Here is a 25547-nt window from a genome sequence, read left to right as displayed (position 1 = left end):
CATAAGACATTTAAATGCTTGCTAGACCATAGCTTTAATAAATGACAGCTTTAATCAGCAATGACTCTAAACAACAGCTTGGATAATTAAGGACACATTTGGTGTTACATGTTTGGTTAAGAGCGCAGCACAGTCCTCTAGCGGTCTGGCACGAAGATATAAAACAATGGCAATTGGTCGATGGCTGGCAACAGCTGCATGATATCTATGGTAGCTATAAAACCAATAGCCAAAAATCGGTTTGCCTGTATTTCCCATCAAGCCATGTCTTACAAGTAGAGTCTGAGCTAAATACGGCTCAGCTTAAACAATTAGGTATGAGCGGTAAGCAGTATTTATTTGAAGAAACTTCTCTGACGCCGGTTGAACAATTAGCCATTCGCCAAATGACTGAAAATACCAGCCATCATCTCTATGCTTTGGCTCAAAGCGATATCGAAGCATGGCAGCAAAGCGCTAAGCTTGTTGGCATGAACATCGTAGCGTTATTGCCTGATTTTTTATTACTGCCAACGCCAGAAGAGGGCGCAGGTCAGCAACTTGTATTGTACCAAGATAACCACACCATGCTACTGCGCCAATCCTTACATCAAGGCATGGCCGTCAGTTATCTGCCTTTAATCTTTGAGCGTTTTCCACATTTAAGCGAAGTGCTGCTATTACCAGCTATTGATGACGCCTTTGTAGATTCGAGCCACGCTACTGATATGGTTAATGAGCCTGCGTTCGATGATATTGATTTAACCAAGCATGAAACTACCGTCAAAGTAACTACTCAAACGGCGGCAATGATTGCCGAGCATCAATTACTATTAACCACGCTACCAGTTGCTCCTAAACCGCTTGAAATTCCTGAGCGTCATGCGCTGAACTTTTTTATTAAATCGACCGATTCGCAATTATCACCATATCTGCGGGTGGCGATGATGGTGGCGCTGTCAGCACTGATATTACAGATGGCGACCGATGGGGTACAATTCTACCAGTATCAGGCGGCAGCAGCAGCGACCAAAACTGAGATTGCCACCCAGTACCAGTCTTGGTTTCCTAATGAGCCGCTTAGTACGCGCACGAAATTGCAAGTGCAGTTGCAACCAAAACTGCGTAGTGATAGCCAAGCGCCTAACGCTCACATAGCGGTATTATCACGTATATCACCGCTGATTAAACAGTCGTCATTACGCGCGCAGGCGTTAGTCATGCAGCCAACTGCACTTAGCTTTACACTGATTGCACCAGACCGCGGCAGTCTTGATCAATTTACCAATACGCTAGTTGCTCAAGGATTAAATGCTAAGTTGGAACAAGTGAACGGCAATGAGCAAGGGCAGTTTAGTGGTCAAGTGACCGTTGATGTGGTAGAAAACAATAGTAGCGTTAGCAATAAAGGGTAACCATGAAAAGATTACAACGCCTTGCCAAACGCAGCACTATGGTGACTGACCCTAAAAGCAGCGCATTATCAACGCGCATGAGTAGCTATCAAAATATTTTAATGACACGTTGGCAAACATTGTCTGCGCGTGACCAATTAGCCTTACTGCTATTGTCGGCGTTTTTGCTGTTATTTGTCGGTGGTTATGGCGGCTATAGCGTCCATCAAGCAGCAAAAGCGAGAAAAAATGAGTATCAAGAGCAGGTTGCTGACTATTTTTGGTTGCGTGCCCAAGCTGGTAATATTGATAGCAATGCGTTAAATGCTACCAATTCAGCAGATGGCGCTGAAGCGATGCCGCCGGCTAGCCGTATCAGTGCGCTGTTAAATAACTCAGGGATTGCTGATGCGCAGGTCATTGCAGCAGGCGATGCGGTGCAGCTGAGCTTTACCCATCCAAGCCAAGCGGTGGTGAGCGGGGCGCTGGGTAATCTTGAGCAGCAAGGTTGGCAATTTACTCAACTGTCGATGCAACAAGATTTGGTTACCAAGGCCATTCAAGTACAGGCAACCGTCAGTTCTTAATATTTTTAGTCAATTATGTAAGAAAAATATTTAACCACATTAACGCTTTAAAAATTACCACATTGAAAACCTGATAATTTGCCACAATAAAAATAACTACAGACCACAGAACATAACGAGTGACAGCATGATAAATAATTCTAATAATACGATGAGTGATGATAAACGCCGCTCTTTGACGATGTATAACCACATCACCTATTTGCTCTATGTGCTCAGCTATTTTACCGCTGGGCTATTGTGGATTGTGCCTATCTTTATGAACTATGCCAAACGCCGTGATGCTGACGGTACTTGGCTCGCTACCCATTTTGACTGGCAAATCAAGACGTTTTGGTACAGTATTGTCCTGTTCGTCATTGGGGTGCTTATTGTCACCTTTGCCTTAGGCGGTTTTGGTGTCAGTATGTTCGCTGAAACCAACAACATTGCCATCGGCTCAGTATTAATGGCCATTTTAGGTTTTATGGTGATGGGCTTTACTTTTATTTGGCATCTGTACCGTATTGTGCGTGGTTGGATTGCGCTTGCTGATGGCCGCCCAGTGCCTTAATCTGAAAATATGAATATCAATAAGTGGTAGATGTGAATAAAAATGCTGTCTGATAGGGGTTTCTTTACTAGGTTTAGTCAGTCAATTGACAGTATTAACGCTTACTTATTGGCAGGATATGGCGTAATTTTCCTGATGAAACTTTGGTCTTATTTCAGTTAAGCTGATATAATCGCAGCGCTTGACCGCATTCGTTTTTCTCATTCATTATTTCTTTTTAAGCAGGGTCTGTCATTACTATGTCTTACGCCTTACTTCGCCCTTTTTTGTTTAATATGGACCCCGAGCACGCGCATGAGATGACCTTATCTTTATTGGATAAAGCTCATAAAGCGCGTGTGTTAGGCTTAGTGTATGGTCAGTCAATGCAGCCAACCGACTGTATGGGCTTGCAATTTGCCAATCCTGTTGGGCTTGCCGCCGGTTTGGATAAAAACGGCGATTATATTGATGCATTAGCAGAGTTGGGATTTGGTTTTATCGAAGTAGGTACGGTCACCCCAAAATCGCAAGTTGGCAATGACAGACCTAGACTATTTAGAATCAAGCAAGCCGATGCCATTATTAACCGCATGGGTTTTAATAATGAAGGCGTCGACTACCTGATTGAAAACGTCAAGCGCTGTAAATACCAAGGCAATATCGGCATCAATATCGGTAAAAATGCTGCGACTCCGGTTGAAAATGCGGCTGATGATTATGTCTATTGCTTAGAGCGTGTCTATCCGCATGCGTCTTATATTACGGTTAATATCTCCTCGCCGAATACCAAAAATTTGCGCGACCTACAAAGCGGTGAAGCGTTAACCCAATTATTAGATACCATTAAAAATCGCCACAATCAGCTGGCAACCGAGTATGGTTTTTATGTGCCTTTGGTCCTAAAAGTCGCCCCCGATTTAGAGCCATTACAAGTGGATTACATCTCTAAGCAGTTGCTGGACTTTGAGATTGATGGTTTGATTGCCACCAATACCACGTTGAGCCGCGTAGGTGTCGAAGATTTGCCCGATGGTGAGCAAGCAGGCGGCTTATCCGGTCGTCCGGTCAGCCACATTAGTACGCAAATTCTACAACAATTCTCTGACCAGTTGGGTGGTAAGGTCACGTTGATTGGCGTTGGTGGTATCGATAGCGGTGACAAAGCCGTCAAAAAAATTGAAGCAGGTGCAGATTTGGTGCAGCTATATTCAGGACTTATCTATAAAGGGCCGGGACTGGTACAGTCTTGCATTCAATCTATCGGTGGCTATTACGATGCGATGGAAGGTTAAGATTGTTAAAACTGCAAGCTTTTCACCTTCACTGAAGTACACCAAATAAGATGCAAATGAGGCGATAAACATGAGTGGTTTAGATATTGTAATTGCTGTGGTTGTCCTGATTGGCTTATGGCGTGGTTTTCAGGTAGGTCTGATTAAGACAGCTGTCGGTTTAGTCGGTTGGTTTATCGCACTTATTGCTGCCACGCGTCTGGCAGGTTCGGTCGCGCCGCAATTATCAAGTATGGTAGAGAATCCTGTTTTACAAATGGCGCTGGCGTTTTTAGTGATTGTGATTGCTATTTTAGCCATTATGCATCTGGTTGCGTTTGTGTTTTCTGGCGTACTTAAAACCTTACGTCTTGGCGTCCTTGATAAAATGGCGGGCGGGGTACTTGGCGCGGCAAAAAACGTGCTTATGGTTTTGGTGGTGCTTAGCGTCAGCGCGCCATTGTTGGTACAAATGCCGCAGTGGGAAACCTCAGTGCTCGCGCCTGAATTACTGCCTTATGCGCCCATGGGTAAAGAGCTGGTCTCAGATATGTTTGGGATGGCATGGGATCAGGTCAATCAGTCTTAAATTTTATAGATCCAAAGGCATGCTAAGCACTTAAAAAAACTATTCAAGCGTCTTTAATATTCGTAAAATATACCTCTATTTGTCATCATTAACTTGTCTTATGGATAATTAGCCTTATCTATTGTCCGTAAGACGTTATTCTCAGCAAGATCATCAGCTTTGCGGCAAAAGATAGGCAAACATTTAAGACACGCTTATCAGCCGTTATTGTGTTATCAATGTGTGGTACAAAATAGGATACAACTATGTGTGGAGTCGTTGGGGTCGCAGCTCATGAGCCGGTCAACCAAATTCTTTATGATGCCTTAACCATGTTGCAGCATCGCGGGCAAGATGCGGCAGGTATTGTGACTTTACAGGATGGGCGTCTTTATTTACGTAAAGAAAATGGCATGGTACGTGACGTGTTTATGAACCGTCATATGCTAAAACTGGTGGGTAAGTTTGGTATCGGTCACGTTCGTTACCCGACCGCTGGTACCTCAAGTAGCGCCGAAGCACAGCCTTTTTACGTCAACTCGCCTTATGGTATTACCCTTGCGCACAATGGTAACCTAACCAATGCTGAAGGTCTGGCAAAATCTTTGTATCAAGAAGATCGCCGTCATCTCAATACCGATTCAGATTCTGAGGTGTTGCTAAACGTGCTTGCGCATGAAATGCAAAATATCAATAAAACCCACCCGACGCCTACGGATATCTTTGCAGCAGTGACAGCGGTTTATAGCCGTATTGAAGGCGCTTATGGCGTGGTTGCCATGATTACGGGTCATGGGTTGCTAGCATTCCGTGATCCAAACGGTATCCGTCCGCTGATTTTTGGTAAGCGTATGGCAGCTAACGGTGGCACAGAATATATGGTCGCGTCAGAGTCAGTTGCGTTGACAGGTTCAGGCTTTAGCATTGTCCGTGATGTCAAACCAGGCGAAGCGATCTTTATTGATTTGGACCATAAACTGCATACGCATCAGTGCGTTGAGCAAAAAGAATACACGCCTTGTATCTTTGAATATGTGTATTTTGCCCGTCCAGATTCTATTATGGATAATATCTCGGTTTATAAATCACGCCTACGTATGGGTGAAAAACTGGCTGATAAAATCCTTGCTGAATGGGGTGAGGACCATGATATTGATGTGGTTATTCCTATTCCTGATACCTCGCGTACTTCAGCGATGGAGCTGGCGCTAAAAATGAACGTCAAATATCGTGAAGGGTTTATGAAAAACCGCTATATCGGTCGTACCTTTATCATGCCAGGTCAGCAGCAACGTAAAAAATCTGTGCGTCAAAAGTTAAGTGCGGTACCGCTTGAGTTTAAAGGCAAAAACGTTCTTTTGGTCGATGACTCAATCGTTCGCGGCACGACTTGTCATGAAATTATCCAAATGGCACGTGATGCCGGTGCTCGTAAGGTATTCTTTGCCAGTGCTGCGCCGCCGGTTAAATATCCAAACGTCTATGGTATCGATATGCCAGTGCGTAGCGAGCTGATTGCTTCAGGTCATAGCGTTGAAGAAGTACGCGAGATTATCGGCGCTGACCGCTTGATTTTCCAAGATTTGGACGATTTGATTGAAGCGGTTAAAGATACTAAGCATAGTAAAGTTGAAGGCTTCGATTGCGCGGTATTTAATGGCTGCTACATCACTGGGCAAATCAATGAAGCGTATCTCGATCATCTACAAGAGCAACGTAACGACACCGCCAAAACAAGCAAAAAAGGCGTGCAAATCGTTGCTGATACCCCAGTCGATATGATGGGCGTAGAAGAGTTATAATAGAATAAGTAACTCAAAAATGGTAGTAAGTAAAAAGGCTGGATTCGTAAAGATTCCAGCCTTTTTTATTAGCACAAATAAACGTAGTCAGTATGAAATAAAATGATGAATAAACAGCCATAGGCGGCTGGTATAAATTTTCCTTGTTTGCTGTTATCACAGAGGTTACGAAAAATTCATCCCAGCCGCGCTGTATCTTTTTTAAAATTAATCTACTATATAAAACGAACCTTTAACGTTTAATCAGCCTAAAAAACGCGTAAATAACCACAAAAAGCCATTAATCGCCGCGATACCGACGATCATGCTGACCAGCAATTGACGACTAAGATGATAGATAAGTAGCACCAATAATAACGCGCCAATTTGTGCCATAAATAAATGTACTTCGGCACTATTTAAGCCAGCTTGGAAGCCAGCATTGTCTGACAAACCTTGATAAGAAAGGCTGGTTAAAATCAGCAGTACCATCACCGACAGCGGCAGACTTTCATTTAAGCGATGTAGCCACGGCGTATCTAGCAGCTTTTTAGGTATTAAAGCGGGCAGGGCACGGGTAATAAAGGTCACGGCTGCCATCGCCAGTGTGGCAAGAATCAAATAACTACTGCTCATTGCCGCCTCCTTGTACACTGCGCTGTAACCAAAAACCACGCGCTAAAATCAGCAGCATACAAATCGTAATCGCGACGAGTAACAACCAATTACTGGTAAATAATGAGGCAATCATCAAAGCAATCACAGCAATACCGATGGGGAAGTAACGTTCGATGCTTTGAAACTGCTCATAAGCTAAAATCGCAAACAGACACACCAAAGCAAAATCTAAATGCGGTATTAAATCGCTTAGAGTGCTACCAATCATCACACCAATAGCGCTGGCAAGTACCCACCAGCTTTGGTTAAATAAACTAACCGGCAGTATGAGTGATTGGCGCGACTCGTTTGGCAAACTGGTCATTACCGAAAACGTTTCATCGGTGAGGGCAAATAAACAATAGGTTTTCGCTATTTTATTTTTTGGCAAATACTGCAATAACGGCATACCATAAAAGACGTGACGCAAGTTAATAGCGGCAATGTTGGTAGCAATATTTCCAATCGGTAGCCCAGCACTTAGCATCGGTAGACACGCATATTGCGCCGCGCCTGCATATAATACCACGCTTAGCATAATAGTCGCCCACACTGGTACACCGGCTACTTGTGCGAGCACGCCAAAGGCGATGCCTGCTGGCAGATAACCCATGGCGACTGGCAAGCTTTTTTTAAAGCCTTCTGCCCAATGGTAATAATAGGCTTGATTTTGGTTTATCTCATTTGATTGAGTAGTCACGTGATATCCTAATTTTTCTTAATCTCTAATTTTTCTTACTTTGATGTGTCGTTGATTATCTCTTTTCTTCTTTTTAAAACGCCTCATGTTAGCTAATTACTTTAATGGTCAAGCTTCAGGCTGCAATTTTTCATAGCTGCCTGTTTGATGGGCACGGTATAAAAACCCACCAAGAATCATCAATCTTAATAATAATAAGCACCAAACGCTAAGCCAAATACCGGTCATATCCCATTGCTGGTAGAGTATCCAACTTAAAGGGAAAAAGATAAGCGCCAATATCAGCGCGGCATTACGAATGACGCTACCAGCCGTTAAACCAAAGAATATTCCATCGAGCCAATAAGCGCCAACGCCAACGAGTGGCAATAATACCGCATAAAGGTGATAGTCATAAGCTAGCGCAAAGACGGGTTTGATATTGGTCATAAAATCCAAATAAGTTGGCATCGCCAGCCACCAAATCGCGCTTAGCATCATGGCAAGGCCGTAACTGACCACGCCTGTGCGTTTGACGATAATACGAAAGCGCGGCCAATCGCGTCGTCCTGCTGCTTGTCCGCTTAAGGTTTCTGCCGATACCGCCACGCCGTCAAGGGCGAAGGCTGAGATGCTTAATACCTGCAATAAAATAGCATTGGCGGCCAAAATAACATCGCCGCTTTGGGCAGACAGTCGGGTAATCCAAGCAAAGCTTAAGGTTAAAATAAGCGTACGGATAAAAATATCTTTATTTAACGAAAATAGCCTAAGCATCTTATCTTTAGTAAAATGTTCCTTATTAGCATTAAATAACGCGCGCCAAGAGATTTGCAAATGTCGACGGCTAAGCCACAATGCTAAGACCACCCCAAGCCAAAAGGCAATGGTCGTCCCTAATGCTACCCCAACCAAGCCCATCTGCAGCACATAAACGAAAAATAAGGTCAGAATAATATTAAGCATGGCGATAAAGCCTTGCTGATAAAGCATATAGCGGGTTTTGCCTTGACCAGCAAACCAGCCGATAAAGGCAAAATTCATTAGCTCTGCGATAACGCCCCAAAAACGGACATCTAAATAAGTCTTGGCTGCACGACCGCTATCAGGATTGGCAGAAAGCGCCTGCAAGCCAAAATCAATGAGCCAAGGTTTTGCAATAAGTAGCACTGCGCCAATCATTAACGCAAGTAATAAAGCTCGCTGCAAAATTGATAGCAGCGGCGATTGCGTTTGCTTAGAAGGGTTATTGTTAGCAAGCTGACCGAGTGCTTGTGCAGAAAGACCAGAGGAGGCATATTGCAAAAAGTTAAAGCTGACTAATATCAAAGACAGCAGCTGAATAGCCAAACCCATGCCAGCAAGCTTGGCAGTGTCATTCATATTACCGACAATCGCCGTATCAATGACGCTTTGTAGCGGCATTGCTAGATTGGCTAACAACACAGGCAAGGCAATCGCGATGATACGCGCATAGCGAGTATCAATAGGTGGCATAGCACTTGGCGGCAGGGTAGATGACATAGCGTAGTCGCTTATATAACCATATAATAAGACAGAAAAGTTTAGTGATGACTTATCGAATAACATTAAAAGATGAATAAAAATAGTATAAAGACAAAAGCACCTAGAGTTTAGGTGCTTTTATCGTGATAACGTTTGTGGGCTGAATAACTAAAAGTCTAGTTATTGGCTTCTATACAAGCGTTAGTCTTGCTCATACATTTTTGGATCATTAAACGTGACGATTTCTTCTTCAAACTCAGGTTTTACTTTCACGATAAAGTCGTCACGTGATAAGCCCATTCTTAAAGGAATAGAGCTTGCGATATAAGTTGAAGAATAAGTACCCGCAAGTAAACCAATAAACAGCGCCACTGAGAACCAGTATAGACCATCACCGCCTAAGAATAACATCGCTAGTACAACCAAAAGTACCGTTGAGATGGTCATAATCGTACGGCGTAGCGTCTCTGTTAATGACAAATCAATTGTTTGACGCGGCGTGATACCACGCACGCGGCGGAAGTTTTCGCGGACACGGTCATAAACAACAATCGTATCGTTTAGCGAGTAACCAATCAGCGCCAGTACAGCAGCTAGGACGGTTAAGTCGAACGGAAAGCCAAATAAGGCAAAGACCCCGATGGTTACCACCGCATCATGGAATAGCGACAGTACTGCGCCAAGCGCCAACTTAAACTGGAAGCGTAGGGCGACATAGCCAAGCATACAAGCCAATGCTAGTGCCAACGACATAACTGAGCTTAAGTAGATTTCGTTACCGACTTGGCTACCGATGATATTAACGTTACTGATTTCAACGTTATTATTAGGCAATGCCAATGCTTTACTCAAGCTTGTGCTTAGACCGTCGACGTTATCTGATTGGGGTGGCAAGCGTACTAAAAGCTCTTGGCGCGTACCTAGATACTGTACGACCGCATCGTCAAAGCCATTATCGGCTAGCGCGTTTACCACGTCGGCTTGCTCAGCAGGCTGCTCATAACGCACATCTGCTGACACCCCGCCGGTGAAATCAAGACCTAGGTTCAGTCCATTGACCGCAATCGCGATAATACTACCAATGACCAAAAGCAGCGATAAGATGGCCATCGGCTTTTCTATCTTCATAAAGGGGATGATACGCTGATCCCCAATCGCTTTGATACCACCTTCTGCGTAAGCAGCGGCATCTTCGGCAGAATCACCTAACATCAAATTAGGATCAACCGCTGCTGTGTTACCAGATGCTTGGGTCGCCAAGGCTTGATTTTCTTTCCCACCGCGGCGTGTTTTTGAACCGGTCGATTTAGAGCTTCTAGGATTATTGGTTTGCGTATTACTGCCTTTGCCATCACGGCGCGGTTTTTTACGGCGGCGCGTACCAGTAGTATTTGCTTCACCGTTTGAGCCATTTCGATCTGGGTTATTTTCTTGTTCTAGCGGATTGTTATTATCGATAGCCATAGTTTTCTCCTAACCGATGCTCAGACGTTTGATAGATTTGCGCTTGCCGTAAGCAATTTGTATCAGCGCACGCGTCACCAAAATGGCGGTAAATAGCGAGCTGACAATACCAATCGCGAGGGTAATCGCAAAGCCTTTAATCGGACCTGTACCTATCGCAAATAAGATAAAGGCGACCAGTAAGGTTGTGATATTGGCATCGAAAATACTACTAAAAGCACGGTCAAAACCTGCGACGATGGCGGATTTTGGCCGGACACCATTTGCCAGCTCCTCACGTATCCGCTCAAAGATCAGCACGTTGGCATCGACCGCCATACCAATGGTCAAGACAATACCAGCAATACCCGGTAGGGTGAGTGATGAGCCTAAGATTGACATGATGGCAATGATAATAATGACGTTAATTGCTAGGGCCACGTTGGCAATGACACCAAATAAGCGATAAAAAACAATCATAAACGCGAAAACTAATAAATAACCAACTTGGGTAGAGAATAAGCCTTTTTCAATGTTTTCTTGACCGAGTGATGGACCAATCGTCCGCTCTTCCACGAAATACATCGGAGCTGCTAATGCACCTGAACGTAGTAAAAGAGCAAGCTCAGCCGCTTCAGCGCTACTATCAAGTCCAGTAATACGGAATGATGAGCCCAGTACCGCTTGGATATTGGCACGGTTAATCACTTTGGTCTCTGCATACGGTGTACGTACTTCAACCGTCTCACCAGTCGCTGGGTCTTCTTTATAAGCGATACGTTGTTTGTTTTCAATAAACAGCACCGCCATTTGTTTACCGACAGCAGTACGGGTAGCATTTTGCATGAGCTTACCACCAGCACTATCTAGAGTAATACTGACTTCAGGCGAGCCATTTTCATCGATGCCTGTCTGAGCATTGGTGACTTTATCACCGGTGACAATCGCTTGACGCTCAAGCAATACTGGCGGACCATCGAGTGTTTCAAAGGGAAACGCTTCAGTGCCAGCAGGCGGAATACCGCCCATATAGTTTTCAGCACCTTCAGCAACCATACGGAACTCAAGGTTGGCCGTACGACCAAGGACACGTTTTGCCTCAGCGGTATCTTGTACGCCCGGGAGCTCAACGACGATACGGCTAGCACCCTGCGATTGTACCAAAGCTTCAGTCACCCCAAGCTCAGCAATACGATTACGTAGGGTGGTCAAGTTTTGGTTGACGGCGTAGCTATTGATTTCATCTAAAGTGGCATCGTTATACGCTAAAATTAGCGCTGGGCCTTGCTCATCAATCGAAGACTGTAGCGTGAAAGTATTACCCATCGAGCCTTGTAAGATGTTTTGCGCGCGGTTACGGGTATCAGTATCAGCGAAATGCAGCACCACGCCACGTTTTTCGGTTTTGATACCTTTAACCGCAATACGCTCAGCACGTAAGTCACGGCGCATATCACGACTGGCGCTGGTCAAACGCTGCTCGAGCGCTTTATCCATATCCACTTCTAGTACAAAACGTACACCGCCGCGCAAATCAAGCCCGAGTTTCATCGGTTTTGCACCGATATCACGCAACCACTCTGGGGTCGTTTGTGCCAAGTTTAGCGCGACCACATAGTCCTCGCCCAAATTCTGACGCAGCACTTCCTGAGCTTTTAGCTGATCGACTGGATTGTCGAGACGCACCAGCGCACTGTTGCCCTCAAAGGTGCCATCATGATTATTGATGCCAGCCTCTTCAAGTAAGCGTTTAGACTCAGTTAAGATGCCTTCAGACAGCTGCGTACCTGCTGCGGCACTGGTAATCTGTACGGCAGGTTCATCAGGATAGAGGTTAGGGGCCGCATATAGACCGGCAATGATAAGCACGACGGCGATGAGTAAGTATTTCCAAGCGGGATATTGCATAATCACTTCTTTAAGTTGATAAACTACTGGCGACGCAGGCCACAAGTTAGCAGATGGGAAGTTAGCGATAACAATGGCAGGTGATTAAATGGAGAGCTACTGTTGTATAGTAGTAGTCGTACTAAATTCTGCACCACTGCGATCATCCGCGATGATAGTAAAGCAAAAAACGGTTAAGCGTAAACAGTTAATCGAAAAATGACCGTACATTATTTACGGTCATTTTACAGTCATTACAACCAATAATTGATAACTAGTAGCAATTAAGCTCAATAAAAGTTTGTCAATTATTAAATTTCTAAATGACAATTAAACGCTTTCAATCGTGCCAGCTGGCAATACTGAAATCACTGACGCACGTTGTACTTTAACGTCGGTATGGTTGTTTAAGCTCACAACCGCATAATCGCCTTCCAATGCCTTGATACGGCCCATAAGACCACCAGCAAAAATGATTTCGCTGCCAACGGTCAAGGCGTTAACCATCGCGCGGTGCTCTTTGGTACGCTTAGACTGTGGGCGAATCACCAAAAAGTAAAAAATGGCAAAAAAGGCAACCGGCAACAAGATTTGACCAAACATTGACGCAGCGCCGGCAGTTTCTGGTGCCGCATGGGCCGCTTGAATGAATAAGCTCATAATTTCTCTCAGTAAGTCATAGATAAGAATAAATTTACACGCATAGTAACAAAAAATCTCAGGCTTGGTAACTGTTAATCATAGGCTGAGAGCGTTTTTGTTAAAACTCACGGACTAACCATGACCGTTATAATGGTGGGCGTTTTCTTATTATAAAGGATATAAGGATAAGTTACTGAGCAGACAAAAAAGCCAAATGTTAAGTTAACATAAAGCTATGATAAATTTATATTAACTTTATCAGTTTAAAATTTCGTGGGCATAAATTTATAAGTAACTGATAAGTATGGTAATTTATTGCGAAACACTATTATTAACATTGATATTAAACAAGCTCTTATCATAAACCAAATGGCTGTATAATAGAGTTGTTTGAGCGCGTTTTTAGTGATTGGATAGAAATGCATTCGCATTTATCGGCTATTATTTTCTATCTGCTGGCGCTTGCGCATGATATATTGTGATTTCCTTTTTCTTCTTTGTTTAGGTTACCTAACTTGTTTACCTTTTTTATGTCTGTACCTCGCTTATACCGTCCGCGCGCTTGCCGCAAAGACGCTTCTGCTGAACCTCCCCCGACGATGGGTGGCAATGGTCGCTCTTATGTGATCAGATTTAATAGTAAATCGTTTTTCGCGTTTATTCTATTGCTAACCTCTTTGCTACCACAAGCGGTTTGGGCGGCGGGCGAGGTAGCAAATCCTACTGCTAGTAGCGTTCTACTGCTTATTTTATTTGTGCTCATTGCCATTGGCATCTCGTTCATTTGTTCGCTCGCCGAGGCGGCATTATTGAGTATGACGCCGTCATATATTGCTGACTTGCAAGAAACGAACCCAAAAAAATCCAACATGCTAAAACGCCTAAAGGTCGATAATATCGATCAGTCGTTAGCAGCTATCTTAACGTTAAATACCGTGGCGCATACTTTAGGCTCGATTGGGGCGGGTGCGCAGGCGACGATTGTCTTTGGTAGTGCTTGGTTTGGACTTTTTTCGGCGTTCATGACCTTGGCTATTTTGTTTTTATCCGAAATCATGCCAAAAACCCTAGGCACTATTTATTGGCGTCAATTGGGCGGCATGGTTGCTTATTTTGTCCGCGGTATTATTTTGCTGCTCTATCCTTTGATTTGGTTCTCAGAAAAATTAACCAAACTACTGGTACGCGGTAAAGAGCCGCAAGCGTTTAGCCGCCGTGAATTCGCGGCACTCGCGAGCATTGGCGAAGAATCAGGACAAATCGATCCCTTAGAGTCACGTATTATTCGTAATCTATTGGCATTTGGGGCGATTAAAGTTGAAGATATCATGACTCCGCGTTCGGTAATGCTTGCATTTGAAGAGCATAAAACCGTCGCTGATTTATTGGTTGATCGGCCAAAACTGACCTTTTCGCGTTTGCCAATTTATGATGGCGATTTGGACAATATCACCGGTTTTGTCTTAAAAACTGACATGCTTTTGGCAAAATTTAATCATGCTGCTCATAAACCGCTGACCCAGTTTAAACGCGACATTACCTTTGTATTTTCAAAGATGAAACTGTTTGATTTATTAGAGCTGATGCTAAAAAACCGTATTCATATTGCTATCACCGTTGGTGAGTACGGCGAAGTTAAAGGCTTGGTAACTTTAGAAGATGTGTTTGAAACTTTATTAGGGCTTGAAATTGTCGATGAGATAGATCGCGTCGAAGACATGCAAGCCTTAGCTCGGCAGATGATGGACAGACGCGTTGAGCGTTTAGGCATGAAGCTCAGCGATGATGAAAGTTATGAAGACGGCCATAATGAACACAAGCATGAGAAAAATGGTCATTAAAAATTGGACTGAGCAGATAAATGCACAGCACTGTTTTGCGTGAGATTCGCAATAATCACACAGGGTGTCACATAGCTGTGAGAATTGGGTGATAGGCTAAAACTAACATAACAATGTGTCGTTAATTAACCTAAGTTTTACACACAAATAGCCTTAAAACAAAAGAATTATAAGCGCCTGATAAATTTAGGTCTTAAGTCAATGTATGACCATAATCTATCGCCATAACATTATTTGGCTTTAACGACACACGACGATAATGATAATAGTATTACTAAGGAATATCATGAAACGACTATGGGGAAAAGGGCTAATTGCTCTATTGATAAAAAGTGCTGGCGTGACAGCGGTAGTGGCCGCTGCTGGCGCTATTAGTATCAACGCGCAAGCGGCGACCATGAGCAATGCGCTGGTACAAAACTACGCCGCTGCCATGAAATCAGCTGCCAATAGCCAAAACACCAATCAAGTTGCGCGCTTGGTGTCTGATGATGCACTGATTTCGATGTCCAGAAAAGGCAAAACCACCAGCCTTGATAAAGACGCTTATCTGCAACTGCTGCAAAGAAGCTGGCGTGATACGTCAAATTATCGCTACGATATTACGGTGGATAACATTGTGATTACGGGCGACCAAGCCAAAGCCAATGTCACCACCAATGAAAGCTGGGTAAAAGACGGTCAAAAAGTTTCATTTGTCACTTCATCGCGGGTCACACTGACTTTATCTACAGGTAATGCGGTGCTTTTACGCGCGGTCTCACAAGTGACCATCAACTAAAAATTAGTCATATATCAAGTTCTGTATAATGAAGTAAGCCATCAAAAGATAGGACGGATGACTTTTTGCGCATTATCTTTACGATTAGGCTGGTTTTTGTCTGATATTGCGTACTATACTGTCGATTAACTTTATTTTATCACTTATTGTTGTTAGGAAACTTCCACTATCATGTCTACTGTGTCATCAAAATCTCGCTCCTTTATCGCTTTACCATTGACGCTGGCGGTGTCGACTTTACTTATCAGTGCTTGTAGTAATACCTCAGCGGTAAAAAAGACGGGTGCGACCGGCAGCTCAGCTGTGGTTAACAAACGTCCCGCTACTCAAGTGACTAAACCAAGCACGGGCGCTGATTATTCAACGGCTTTTTTGGATGCTGAGAGCTTAGATGAGCTGGCAGATTTATTAGAAGCGACTGATATGACGATGGTTGAAGGCAATAAACTTGCTATTCAACAATATGGTGATTTGTGGAATCGCTTGCGTGCAGGCTACCGTATGAATGGTGGACGCCCTGTTTATAATCAGCGTATTGAAGCGCAAAAAGGTTGGTTTACCAGTCGCCAAGACTATCTAAACCGTTTAACCGCCCGTGCCAGTCGCTACCTTTACCATACGGTGCGAGAAGCTGAGCGCCGTAATATTCCAACCGAACTTGCGTTATTGCCAGTGATTGAGAGCTCCTACGATCCAAGTGGTACCAGTAGTGCCGCCGCCGCAGGTTTATGGCAGTTTATTCCAAGTACTGGGCGTATCTATGGTCTAAATCAAAGTAGTACCTATGATGGTCGCCGTGATGTGATTGAATCAACGCGTGCCGCTTACGACTTTTTGACTGCGCTGCATAATCAATTTGGCAGTTGGGAGCTGGCACTAGCTGCTTATAACGCCGGTCCTGGTCGCGTACAAAAAGCCATTGATGCCAATGCGGCGCGCGGTTTGCCGACCGATTATTGGTCGCTCAGACTACCGACTGAAACCATGAACTATGTACCGCGCTTTTTGGCGGTTGCCGAAATCGTTGCCAAGCCTGAGCAATATGGCGTCTATCTGCCTGCTATTGCTAACCGTCAGCATTTCCGTAGTGTACCGGTCAATTATGGTGTAAGCCTAGCTGAAGTGTCGCAAGTGACAGGGGTCAGTTACGATGAGTTAGAAAGGCTGAATACGGCGCTGACATCAGCGCGCGTCGACGCATCAGGCCCGCAGCGTATTATCATTCCAAACGATGTCAGCTTGACGACAGATGCTAAGCTTAGCTCGTTAAGAGGTAATGGTAGTAGTAATGTCATTGCTTCTAGCAATACCAGTATTAGCACGACGCCTAGCTATTCAGGCTCAACCACACCAAGCTACAATAATAAACCATACACCAGTAGTGGCTCATTACCGACTACCGGCAGCGCCCTTGCAGAGTATGCCGCGAGCGCAAGCGTACCGCAGCAGACCACCAGTTATATTCCGCCGACGGCTTCACCGACCAGCAGCTCCGTTTATAGTAACAACAATACCGTCCGTACTGAGCCACCGCTGACGTCTGCTGAAACCAAAAAGATTAACGCTGAACTAAAGAGCAGTAACAGCTTACCGACCACATCGGCGCAAATTACGCAAAACAATACCATCATTCAAGAGCCGCCATTAAGTAAAGCGGAACGTGATTACATTGCCAATCAGATTCGTATTAGTACGCCTGAAACCAATATCGTCAATGCCGATGGTAATATCAACCTATCAGCTGTTCAGACGCAGCAGTCGATTTTAGAAGCGACTGGGCAAGAGAAGAAACTGAGCTTCCCGAAAAAATCGGCTAGCAAACCAAAACCACAAGGCACGCGTAGCACTTATACCGTCAAGCGCGGCGATACCTTGGCGAATATTGCTAGTCGTGCTGGTGTTAGCTGGCGTGATATCGCTGAATGGAATCAGATAGATGCGAGTGCCAATCTGCTAGCAGGCAGCACATTATACTTATATAACGCCAAATCTATCGAGCCATTGAGTAGTGCGAGCAATACCGCCGCAAGCCAGCCTGAAAGCTATATCGTTCAAGGCGGTGATACGCTAATCGGTACCGCCAATCGCTTTGGTTTGTCAGTGACTCAGCTAGCCACCTACAATAATCTGAGCAGTAGAGCAGACTTGCTACGTGGGCAAAAACTGTGGTTGGTACCTGGTAAAGTCATCGCGCCTGCGGCCACGCCTGCTGCGCCATCGACCAAACCTAGTAAATCCAGTACGGCTACCAAAAATTATAAAGTCAAACCGGGCGATGGTTTGATTGCGCTATCTCGTCAATTTAATGTACCGACCACCACCTTGGCAAATTTAAATAATATGGGTACGATGGACTCACTATACGTCGGTCAAATCTTAAAAGTGCCTGCCAATGTAGACTTTACTGCCGCAAATACTAGCTCTAGCAGCGCTAGCAATCCTGTGAAAACCAATAGTCCTACAAGCACAGTGGCAACGACTAACTATAAGGTTAAATCGGGTGATACTTTAATTGGTATTGCAAATAGTGTTGGTATCAGTCCTGAAGAGCTAGCAGCCGTCAACCCTAACTTTGATGCCAAAGCGCGCTTACAGCGTGGTCAGACAATCAAAGTGCCTGTCACCAAAGATTTGGTCGATCGTCAGCTTAATGACAAAGCGGTTAGCTATAAAGTAAAATCAGGCGATACGTTAACGGGCGTTGCTCAGCGTTACAATATTGGCTTAAGTGATTTGGCCGCTGCCAATAATTTAAAAACCAATTCTAATCTGATATTGGGTCGGACGATTACCATTCCTGCAAACGGTACGGTCAGTGTTGCTAGCACGTCTAACAATACTAGTAACAATAGTAAGAGCAGCACCGCAAGTACAGAAACAGCCAGTAGCACCAGCGCTGGTAAAAAACTTGGTAATACCGAAAGCTATAAAGTAAAAGCGGGCGATGGTCTGATTGCGCTAGCGCGTCAGTTTGGGATATCGGTAGAGGATTTGGCGGCGACCAATAATTTGGCGACCAACGCCCAGTTACAACGTGGGCAGACCATCAAAGTACCAAAAGCAACGGTCAGCTATACCGTGGGCTCGGGCGATAGTTTGATTGGCCTAGCACGTAAGTATGGCGTATCCACCAAAGAGCTTGCCGATATGAACAATATCGCTGTCGATACCATGCTACAACGCGGTCAACGTTTAACCGTACCGAATCGCTAATGTAGAATGTAATCGCATTTGACAAATTTTAAGCATTAAAAAAAGCTGCTCTTTTATAAGAGCAGCTTTTTTATTGGCATTACTTTGTTCAAGATTTAAGACTTTATTCAAGGTTTAGAGCCTTTAGCACGACCATATTAAACCGTTTGGGTTTTAATGGTTTCAAGATAACTTCTAATATTACTCACATAATGCATTGCCTGACCATAACGGCTGTTCGACGCTCTATTTTCCGACAAATAAGCATATATGTTTGCCCAGCTTTTATCATCGATGCCATTGGCGCTTAATTTACGCTGGATACTTTTTATAGCATTTGGACCCATATTATAAGCGGCGAGGGCAAACCAGATGCGATCGGTTTTTGGCACATCAGCGAAATCGGCTTTCATTTGCTCCAGATAACGCGCGCCGCCGCCAATACTTTGATAAGGGTCAACGCGATCAGAGACGCCCATGGCCTTAGCGGTATTATTGGTCAGCATCATGATACCGCGCACGCCAGTCGGAGAGACGGCATTGGCATTTAAATGCGACTCTTGATAGCCCATGGCGACCAGTAGCTCCCAGTCGTGATTATAATTACGCGCTTGCTCTTGAAACGATGACTGATAGTCAGGCAACTTTTCTGTCAAGGTCTTTTTAAAATGGTCTTGGCTATAAGCATCTTTTAATAAGTTCTGATTATAAAACGCCGCCAATTTTTGCGTGTGTTCAAGCTTAATACTATCACATAAAAAGTAACTGGCTTTTTGTGATAACGGGTCATTAGCGGAATTAAACGTCCAACTAACTTTAGGGTGTAAACCGTTCTTAGTTAAGCTGGCATCATAGCCGCAGCTCACATTAATCGAGGCTAAATCTAGCTGGCTTTTTAGCTGGGTGCTGGCGGTGGTCAAAGCCATATCGGCATCGCCTGATTTTAAGGCTCTGAGCGCGGCCTCTTCGCTAGCATAGGCTTTGAGATTGATGTTGACGCCAAGCCCATCTGCATAGCTACGCACTAAATCATAGCCAAAACCGTGCTGAAAACCGTCGGTTGCAAAGTAGGTACTATCACCCGGTACAGCAGCAACCGTTAGAGTGTTTTCTAACATAACATGTGCATAGGCGGGCACGGGCGCGTTCATCGTGGTCAAGCTCTCAGCCGGTAAAGAGAGCAGAGCGATGCTTGATACTTGTGCCAATTTCTTGGTTTTGGAAAATTTGGTTTTGGCGAAACCAGTCACTTTGATAGGTGCAACTGCTGGAACGAAGTTACTTTTGGTGTGCAGTAAGCGCTTAGATGGACGCAGTAAATAAGAAATACGGCGTTTGGCCCCTTGCACAGATACTTTCACACGGTAAGTAATACGCTGCATGGATGTCTCCTGATTTTAGCCATCCTGCATACCATAAAAATGCTTGATCAATTTATGCGGCTTATATAGTTATAAAAAGCGTATGGCTATATAAGTGGCATAAACTGGCGTTACATTCTAGATCACATCAGCCTGATAAATAGCATAAGGTCGCTGTCATCTTGTTTACATATGGCGCTGCTAACATCAAATATATAACCGTTAGCGCAACCGTCTTTTTATCATTTAACGCATAGGTAGCTATTTTTTAGAAGATAAAACACGCACTTCAAAAATCATTCTAGAAAAAAGACGCACCACAGCGCGAAGGCTATAAATCGGATGATTCCTTCATCGCTATAAAACGAGTTATTGATTAAAAGACTGCCTATAAAACCATATGAAACATAGGTAAGGTCATGAATAAATTATTGAGACAAATACGCAGCATAAGCGCCGTACAACTGCACTTAATCGTTGCTGCATTTATATTAATCACGAGCTACTCTTTAAATCGATTGTAGTAGAGGAACTGGCTAATAATATGGTTTGCTCAGCGATAAAGATGAGTAATATCCCTTGTCTGCTAGCGAGTAAGAAAACACCATCAGAGAGATTTTGCTCTAATCTTATCGCGACGCTAAAATAAAAATACTGTTTCAAAACCACTGTCGCATCAGCTAAATAAGGCAAAGAGAGTATTTAAATGATCACCGTTAAAAACCTTATTAATTCATTAAAAAATAGAGCTTTAAGCGATGAAACAAATTTTAGCGCCATAACCGGAAGCTATAAAAATGGGAAGTCTCATGACAAGACATTCTTTCTTCAGGAACTAATATGCGGATATTCATTATATTATTCAAGTGTAGTTAATAAATTAGCGATAAAACTTAACAATAGCACTATAAACGGTAAAAAACGCCCTTGTTTTGGCTGAGCCAGTGACAAAAAGCGCTATAAGAAAAGATTGCGCTTAAGCAGCATTTTCTGTATTTAATGAAAAACTCTAAAATTAGCGCTTAAAATAGTAAGAGAATAATTGCAAGTAGATAAAACCGCTTAATTATTAGGCATTAATGATTAGGCTGGGTTGTCAATATCAATAAAAGTCACTGGCAGGCCAAATTGCTCAGCCAGCAGTTCGCCCAACGCTTGAATACCGCCGCGCTCGGTCGCATGGTGACCGCAGGCAAAATAATCAATGCCAAGCTCGCGGGCGCTATGGGTAGTGCGCTCTGATATTTCACCAGAAATATAAGCATCACAGCCCATCAGCGCTGCTTGCTCAATCATATCTTGCGCGCCGCCTGTACAGATACCCACGCGTTCAATCAATCTGCTGTCCGCTTGCGTAGGCTCAGCGTTGGGTGCGGCGTTGTAGGCAGCGGGAATATGTAACGGTATTCGTCCGAGGGCAGCGGTAATCTGGGTAATAAGGTTTTGAGCGCTTTGCGGCTGGCAGCTGGCAATATTGCCAACCGGATGCGACTCATGCGGATAAAGCGCGCCGATGATATTCATATCGAGTAACTCAGCAAGTTTGGCATTATTGCCAATAATAGGATGGGCATCGAGTGGCAGGTGGTAGCCAATCAAAGAGATGCCATGCTGCATCAGTTTGCGGATACGCTGTCCTTTCATGCCTGTGATGGTCTCAGGCTCGCCTTTCCAAAAATAGCCGTGATGCACCACGATAGCATTGGCGTTATCAGCAATCGCGGCGTCAATCAACGCCTCACAGGCGGTGACACCAGTAACAATACGCCCGATAGGTCGCCCGCCATCTACTTGCAAGCCATTTGGCGCATAGTCTTTAAAGGCTGCTGCTGATAAGTAGTCGTCACAAAAATCCGTCAAAGCTTGCGCGCTAATCGTCTTATTTGACGTTTGGCTTAAAAACTGACTTGAGAACTGATTTGAAAGCTGGTTTAAGGTTTCGGTCGAGCTATTGTGTTCGGTCATGGTCTTTCCTTATAATTGTTGCCGTTACGGACAGTTCTTGATTGTTGGTTATTTACAAATTTCAAGCGTTCAATGTGGTAAGTATTGCCGCTAAATAAGCAAAATATCTGTTTATAATTAACTTTGCTCTAAGTCGTTAGGGTGTTTAATTGCGCCATTTTAGCATGGCGCTGTAAAAGAGTAGATGACGTGGATAACTGAAACGGTACACGATACGTTACTATTTATCGATGTTGCCAGTTATAATTTGCATACCTGAATCTATAGAATCCGTAGCGCTTATATTATTCAATCTTGTCTTAGGTATTATTAGGCATCATTGCCCAACTAGAAGCGTTTGCGTATAGTCATCATTCAGTCACTGTTTTTACCAAACTGTTTTCACAAAACTATTTTTAAAATAGAGAGGTTTTTATATGTCGTCATCTCGGAATACCAATAACAATAACAAGGCCGGCGCGTTAACGTGGTTGCCTTGGGTTTTGTTGCTGATAGTGGTTGCAGCGTTTATTTGGTTGTTTACGAGTATGAAGACGGCATCAGAGCAAGCATGGGAGCCGCCTAGAACGACGCCTGCCGAGCAGCAAGCGTCAGTGCCAGCGTCCGATACACCAGCACCGATTGCTTCTTATCATAATGGCGTTGCTCGCGCGTCACAATCCGTCGTCAATATCTATACTACGCAGACGATGGCCGAACACCCTTATATGAACGATCCAGTATTGCGCCGATTTTTTGAGTTTCATGGTGGCCCGTCCCAAGAGCAGGGCAATACCAACTTGGGTTCTGGGGTCATTGTTTCAGAAGATGGTTATATCGTGACCAACGCTCATGTCCTTGAAAAAGCTGATGAAATTACGGTTGCCTTTAATGATGGGCGCAAGAGTCGTGCGAAATTGATTGGTACCGATCCAGACAGTGATTTGGCGGTGATTAAAGTTGATATGACTGATTTAGCGCCCCTTGGTTTCCGTAAAGACCCTATTCGTGTTGGCGATGTGGCATTGGCGATTGGTAATCCATTCGGGGTTGGTCAGACGGTGACACAAGGTATTATCTCGGCGACAGGGCGAACAGGACTTGGCGTTAATAAGTTTGAAGACTTTATCCAAACCGATGCGGCGATCAATCCGGGTAACTCAGGTGGCGCGCTGGTTGATGCTTACGGCGAGCTCATTGGTATTAATACCGCTATTTACTCGCGCTCTGGCGGTTCGATGGGTATTGGTTTTGCCATTCCTACTGCCATCGTTGAGCAAGTGATGAATGCGATTATTAAAGATGGAAAGGTTAGCCGTGGTTGGCTCGGTATCGAAATCCAATCACAGCTGCGCGACCCCACCCAGCTTGAAACTTCAACAGGTGTCGAAGTATTTAATGTCGTTCCTAAAAGTCCAGCGGCTAAGAGTGGCTTACGCATTGGCGATATTATTTTGTCAATTGACGGTATTGAGATGACAGATGCCAATACCTTAATCCAATATGTCGCTCGTAAGGCACCAAATACCACGCTTAACGCTCAAGTCTTACGCCAAGGCAAAAACAAGCAAGTAAAAATCCTGCTAGAAGAGCGTCCAGCGCAAGAACCTATGGCGCGCCCTGTTATCATTCACGATGAAACGCTAGGTGGTATGGGCGATCCTAGTCTACAAAATGATGGAGAAGAAGTGCCAATGATGTCAGAAGCGGAGCGTGACCGTATGCGCGAAGAGCTATTGCAGTTATTTGAAAGAGATGGCGCACCTTTATAAAAGTATGGTTTACACATATTACTGTGGAATTTAAAAAATAAAAAAAGCGCGCTATTTTGAAGATAGCGCGCTTTTTTATTAGCATGTTTTTTTAATCATAACTCTATGAATTTGGCAGCTACTTTTCTATTAGCTCGTGATTGATATAAATGACGCCCTGCACGCGACAGCAGCAGGGCAAGATTTCGTCCTCTTCAATCATAGCAAGCGGCTCAAACGGATAATCAATAACGTGTGAGCTGGCGATGCGCTTGATGCGGCAACTGCCACAATAGCCTTCCTTACACTGATAATTGATATCATGTCCGGTGCGTAGCAATCCATCGAGCAGACTTTCGTCATCATGCAAGTAGAATTGCTTCTTACTCGTCATTACCCAAGTCATAATTCAACCTTATCTTAATTTTCCCATCGCATATAAAGTGCCTTTAATGGTACTTTTTAATCATAAAATCTTACTAAAACGGTAGTGGCCTAACCTTAAAATAGTAAGATTAAGCCATGACAATCATGTACTTAAAGCCAAACGTTTAAAGCTCAAAGCTCTTAAAGTTCAAAATCATCAAAGTCGCTATTGGATAAATCTGAATCAATTTGACCGACCAAGTACGAGCTGATTTCTGTCTCTTGCGGCGCAACTTGCACGTTATCAGACGACAACCACGTATTGATCCATGGAATCGGGTTTGATTTTGAGTTCGGGAACGCTACTGGTAAGCCAACCGCTTCCATACGTAAATTGGTGATATATTCGATATATTGGCAAAGGATGTCTTTATTTAAGCCGATCATTGAGCCGTCTTTAAACAGATAACCCGCCCATTCTTTTTCTTGCTGCGCCGCTTTGGTAAAGATTTCGATGCTTTCTGCATAGCACTCATTGGCAATCTCAACCATTTCTGGATCGTCACGACCATTACGCATCAAGTTTAGGATATGCTGCGTACCTGTTAAATGCAGCGCTTCATCACGGGCGATTAATTTAATAATCTTAGCGTTACCTTCCATTAACTTACGCTCAGCAAAGGCAAACGAGCAGGCAAATGACACATAAAAACGAATGGCTTCTAAGACGTTAACCGCCATCAAGCATAAATACAGCTGCTTTTTCAGCGATTTTAAGCTAACGGTCACTTCTTTGCCATTGACGGTATGCGTGCCTGCGCCATACATATTATAAAGCTGTGAGTCGTAGTACAAATCATCGTAATACTTGGCGATATCAGAGGCGCGCTCTAAGATGTGCTCATTTTGCATAATATCATCGAAGACCACGCCGGGATCATTGACGATATTACGAATGATATGGGTGTAGCTGCGCGAGTGAATGGTCTCAGAAAACGTCCACGTCTCAATCCACGTCTCAAGCTCAGGAATTGACACCAGCGGCAATAGCACCACGTTTGGGCTACGACCTTGGATAGAGTCGAGTAGGGTCTGATACTTTAGGTTACTGATAAAAATATGCTGCTCATGCGACGACAGGTTGCCATAATCGATACGGTCTTTTGAAACGTCGACTTCTTCTGGACGCCAAAAGAACGACAGCTGCTTTTCAATCAACTGCTCAAAGATAGGGTGTTTTTGTTGGTCATAACGCGCCACGTTGACCGGTTGACCAAAAAACATCGGCTCTGTTAGCGCATTGTTTGGCGTTTGAGAAAAAATCGAGTAAGTCATAGTTCCACCTTTATAAGTGCTACAGTTGTGAATCAAAAGTTTGAAAA

20 protein-coding genes are annotated in these 25547 nt (G+C 44.1%); 10 read left to right on the top strand and 10 right to left on the bottom strand.

The genetic code is table 11. From position 1 onward, the window contains the following. Positions 1–101 precede the first annotated feature (101 nt). From gspL to purF, 6 genes are all read left to right on the top strand, one after another. Entirely contained in the window at positions 102–1394 is a 1293-nt protein-coding gene (gspL, locus tag RAH45_RS08060) for a type II secretion system protein GspL (protein ID WP_193030589.1), read from the top strand. A 2-nt stretch (positions 1395–1396) separates the two neighbouring features. Further along, complete coding sequence (gspM, locus tag RAH45_RS08055) at positions 1397–1960, top strand: type II secretion system protein GspM (protein WP_306495125.1); 564 nt, start codon at positions 1397–1399, stop codon at positions 1958–1960. A 127-nt stretch (positions 1961–2087) separates the two neighbouring features. Next, the gene (locus RAH45_RS08050; protein WP_102076389.1) at positions 2088–2513 is read left to right on the top strand and encodes a DUF4870 family protein; all 426 of its coding nucleotides are present in this window, start codon (positions 2088–2090) and stop codon (positions 2511–2513) included. Positions 2514–2752: 239 nt separating this feature from the next. Next, on the top strand, positions 2753–3787 hold the full coding sequence (locus RAH45_RS08045; protein WP_102076526.1) for a quinone-dependent dihydroorotate dehydrogenase: 1035 nt from the start codon (positions 2753–2755) through the stop codon (positions 3785–3787). Between the two features lie 70 nt (positions 3788–3857). Beyond that, positions 3858–4355, top strand: coding sequence for a CvpA family protein (locus RAH45_RS08040; RefSeq protein ID WP_068408192.1), 498 nt, complete (start codon positions 3858–3860; stop codon positions 4353–4355). A gap of 245 nt (positions 4356–4600) precedes the next feature. After that, positions 4601–6136, top strand: coding sequence for an amidophosphoribosyltransferase (gene purF, locus RAH45_RS08035; RefSeq protein ID WP_200661945.1), 1536 nt, complete (start codon positions 4601–4603; stop codon positions 6134–6136). 243 nt (positions 6137–6379) lie between these two features. Here the strand turns inward: purF and RAH45_RS08030 are convergent, their stop codons facing one another. The 6 genes from RAH45_RS08030 to yajC form a co-directional block, all read right to left on the bottom strand. Further along, the gene (locus tag RAH45_RS08030) at positions 6380–6751 is read right to left on the bottom strand and encodes a branched-chain amino acid transport AzlD family protein (RefSeq protein ID WP_306495124.1); all 372 of its coding nucleotides are present in this window, start codon (positions 6749–6751) and stop codon (positions 6380–6382) included. Further along, on the bottom strand, positions 6741–7472 hold the full coding sequence (locus tag RAH45_RS08025) for an AzlC family ABC transporter permease (RefSeq protein WP_306495123.1): 732 nt from the start codon (positions 7470–7472) through the stop codon (positions 6741–6743). The genes RAH45_RS08030 and RAH45_RS08025 overlap by 11 nt, the downstream gene beginning before the upstream one ends. A 108-nt stretch (positions 7473–7580) precedes the next feature. Continuing rightward, on the bottom strand, positions 7581–8975 hold the full coding sequence (locus RAH45_RS08020; protein WP_306495122.1) for an MATE family efflux transporter: 1395 nt from the start codon (positions 8973–8975) through the stop codon (positions 7581–7583). A gap of 183 nt (positions 8976–9158) precedes the next feature. After that, positions 9159–10421 (bottom strand): protein translocase subunit SecF, encoded by a 1263-nt coding sequence (gene secF, locus RAH45_RS08015; protein ID WP_193030585.1) that lies wholly within the window; start codon positions 10419–10421, stop codon positions 9159–9161. Positions 10422–10430: 9 nt separating this feature from the next. Then, on the bottom strand, positions 10431–12308 hold the full coding sequence (gene secD / locus RAH45_RS08010; RefSeq protein ID WP_102076529.1) for a protein translocase subunit SecD: 1878 nt from the start codon (positions 12306–12308) through the stop codon (positions 10431–10433). Between the two features lie 309 nt (positions 12309–12617). After that, on the bottom strand, positions 12618–12947 hold the full coding sequence (gene yajC / locus RAH45_RS08005) for a preprotein translocase subunit YajC (protein WP_068408182.1): 330 nt from the start codon (positions 12945–12947) through the stop codon (positions 12618–12620). Between the two features lie 512 nt (positions 12948–13459). Between yajC and RAH45_RS08000 the strand changes: the two genes are divergently transcribed. The 3 genes from RAH45_RS08000 (at position 13460) to RAH45_RS07990 (ending at position 18764) form a co-directional block, all read left to right on the top strand. Then, entirely contained in the window at positions 13460–14770 is a 1311-nt protein-coding gene (locus RAH45_RS08000) for a hemolysin family protein (RefSeq protein WP_193030583.1), read from the top strand. A gap of 286 nt (positions 14771–15056) precedes the next feature. Beyond that, positions 15057–15551: a nuclear transport factor 2 family protein gene (locus RAH45_RS07995; RefSeq protein WP_191692031.1), complete on the top strand. Its 495-nt coding sequence runs from the start codon at positions 15057–15059 to the stop codon at positions 15549–15551. A gap of 171 nt (positions 15552–15722) precedes the next feature. Next, complete coding sequence (locus RAH45_RS07990; protein WP_306495121.1) at positions 15723–18764, top strand: LysM peptidoglycan-binding domain-containing protein; 3042 nt, start codon at positions 15723–15725, stop codon at positions 18762–18764. 137 nt (positions 18765–18901) lie between these two features. Here RAH45_RS07990 and RAH45_RS07985 read toward each other — a convergent pair whose 3' ends face one another. Together RAH45_RS07985 and RAH45_RS07980 are read right to left on the bottom strand one after the other, a co-directional pair. Beyond that, on the bottom strand, positions 18902–20125 hold the full coding sequence (locus RAH45_RS07985; protein ID WP_306495120.1) for a transglycosylase SLT domain-containing protein: 1224 nt from the start codon (positions 20123–20125) through the stop codon (positions 18902–18904). 1062 nt (positions 20126–21187) lie between these two features. After that, positions 21188–22069, bottom strand: coding sequence for a Nif3-like dinuclear metal center hexameric protein (locus RAH45_RS07980; protein WP_306495119.1), 882 nt, complete (start codon positions 22067–22069; stop codon positions 21188–21190). A gap of 416 nt (positions 22070–22485) precedes the next feature. On the opposite strand from RAH45_RS07980, the gene RAH45_RS07975 reads away from it, so the two are divergent. Then, positions 22486–23820 carry a S1C family serine protease gene (locus RAH45_RS07975; RefSeq protein WP_306495118.1) on the top strand — a complete coding sequence of 445 codons (1335 nt, stop codon included), beginning with the start codon at positions 22486–22488 and terminating at the stop codon, positions 23818–23820. A gap of 118 nt (positions 23821–23938) precedes the next feature. On the opposite strand, the gene yfaE is transcribed toward RAH45_RS07975, so the two are convergent. Both yfaE and nrdB read right to left on the bottom strand, forming a co-directional pair. After that, the gene (gene yfaE / locus RAH45_RS07970; RefSeq protein ID WP_068408173.1) at positions 23939–24205 is read right to left on the bottom strand and encodes a class I ribonucleotide reductase maintenance protein YfaE; all 267 of its coding nucleotides are present in this window, start codon (positions 24203–24205) and stop codon (positions 23939–23941) included. A gap of 161 nt (positions 24206–24366) precedes the next feature. Beyond that, positions 24367–25500: a class Ia ribonucleoside-diphosphate reductase subunit beta gene (nrdB, locus tag RAH45_RS07965; RefSeq protein WP_144296877.1), complete on the bottom strand. Its 1134-nt coding sequence runs from the start codon at positions 25498–25500 to the stop codon at positions 24367–24369. Positions 25501–25547 lie beyond the last annotated feature (47 nt).

Source organism: Psychrobacter sp. van23A (assembly GCF_030845275.1).
Lineage (GTDB): Bacteria > Pseudomonadota > Gammaproteobacteria > Pseudomonadales > Moraxellaceae > Psychrobacter > Psychrobacter faecalis.
This window is presented reverse-complemented; position numbering and strand designations above follow the sequence as displayed.

Coding starts and splice junctions, on each gene's coding strand:
- gspM (WP_306495125.1), top strand. CDS start 1,397: ATGAAAAGATTACAACGCCTTGCCAAACGCAGCACTATGGTGACTGAC.
- RAH45_RS08050 (WP_102076389.1), top strand. CDS start 2,088: ATGATAAATAATTCTAATAATACGATGAGTGATGATAAACGCCGCTCT.
- RAH45_RS08045 (WP_102076526.1), top strand. CDS start 2,753: ATGTCTTACGCCTTACTTCGCCCTTTTTTGTTTAATATGGACCCCGAG.
- RAH45_RS08040 (WP_068408192.1), top strand. CDS start 3,858: ATGAGTGGTTTAGATATTGTAATTGCTGTGGTTGTCCTGATTGGCTTA.
- purF (WP_200661945.1), top strand. CDS start 4,601: ATGTGTGGAGTCGTTGGGGTCGCAGCTCATGAGCCGGTCAACCAAATT.
- RAH45_RS08030 (WP_306495124.1), bottom strand. CDS start 6,751: ATGAGCAGTAGTTATTTGATTCTTGCCACACTGGCGATGGCAGCCGTG.
- RAH45_RS08020 (WP_306495122.1), bottom strand. CDS start 8,975: ATGTCATCTACCCTGCCGCCAAGTGCTATGCCACCTATTGATACTCGC.
- secF (WP_193030585.1), bottom strand. CDS start 10,421: ATGGCTATCGATAATAACAATCCGCTAGAACAAGAAAATAACCCAGAT.
- secD (WP_102076529.1), bottom strand. CDS start 12,308: ATGCAATATCCCGCTTGGAAATACTTACTCATCGCCGTCGTGCTTATC.
- yajC (WP_068408182.1), bottom strand. CDS start 12,947: ATGAGCTTATTCATTCAAGCGGCCCATGCGGCACCAGAAACTGCCGGC.
- RAH45_RS08000 (WP_193030583.1), top strand. CDS start 13,460: ATGTCTGTACCTCGCTTATACCGTCCGCGCGCTTGCCGCAAAGACGCT.
- RAH45_RS07995 (WP_191692031.1), top strand. CDS start 15,057: ATGAAACGACTATGGGGAAAAGGGCTAATTGCTCTATTGATAAAAAGT.
- RAH45_RS07990 (WP_306495121.1), top strand. CDS start 15,723: ATGTCTACTGTGTCATCAAAATCTCGCTCCTTTATCGCTTTACCATTG.
- RAH45_RS07985 (WP_306495120.1), bottom strand. CDS start 20,125: ATGCAGCGTATTACTTACCGTGTGAAAGTATCTGTGCAAGGGGCCAAA.
- RAH45_RS07980 (WP_306495119.1), bottom strand. CDS start 22,069: ATGACCGAACACAATAGCTCGACCGAAACCTTAAACCAGCTTTCAAAT.
- RAH45_RS07975 (WP_306495118.1), top strand. CDS start 22,486: ATGTCGTCATCTCGGAATACCAATAACAATAACAAGGCCGGCGCGTTA.
- yfaE (WP_068408173.1), bottom strand. CDS start 24,205: ATGACTTGGGTAATGACGAGTAAGAAGCAATTCTACTTGCATGATGAC.
- nrdB (WP_144296877.1), bottom strand. CDS start 25,500: ATGACTTACTCGATTTTTTCTCAAACGCCAAACAATGCGCTAACAGAG.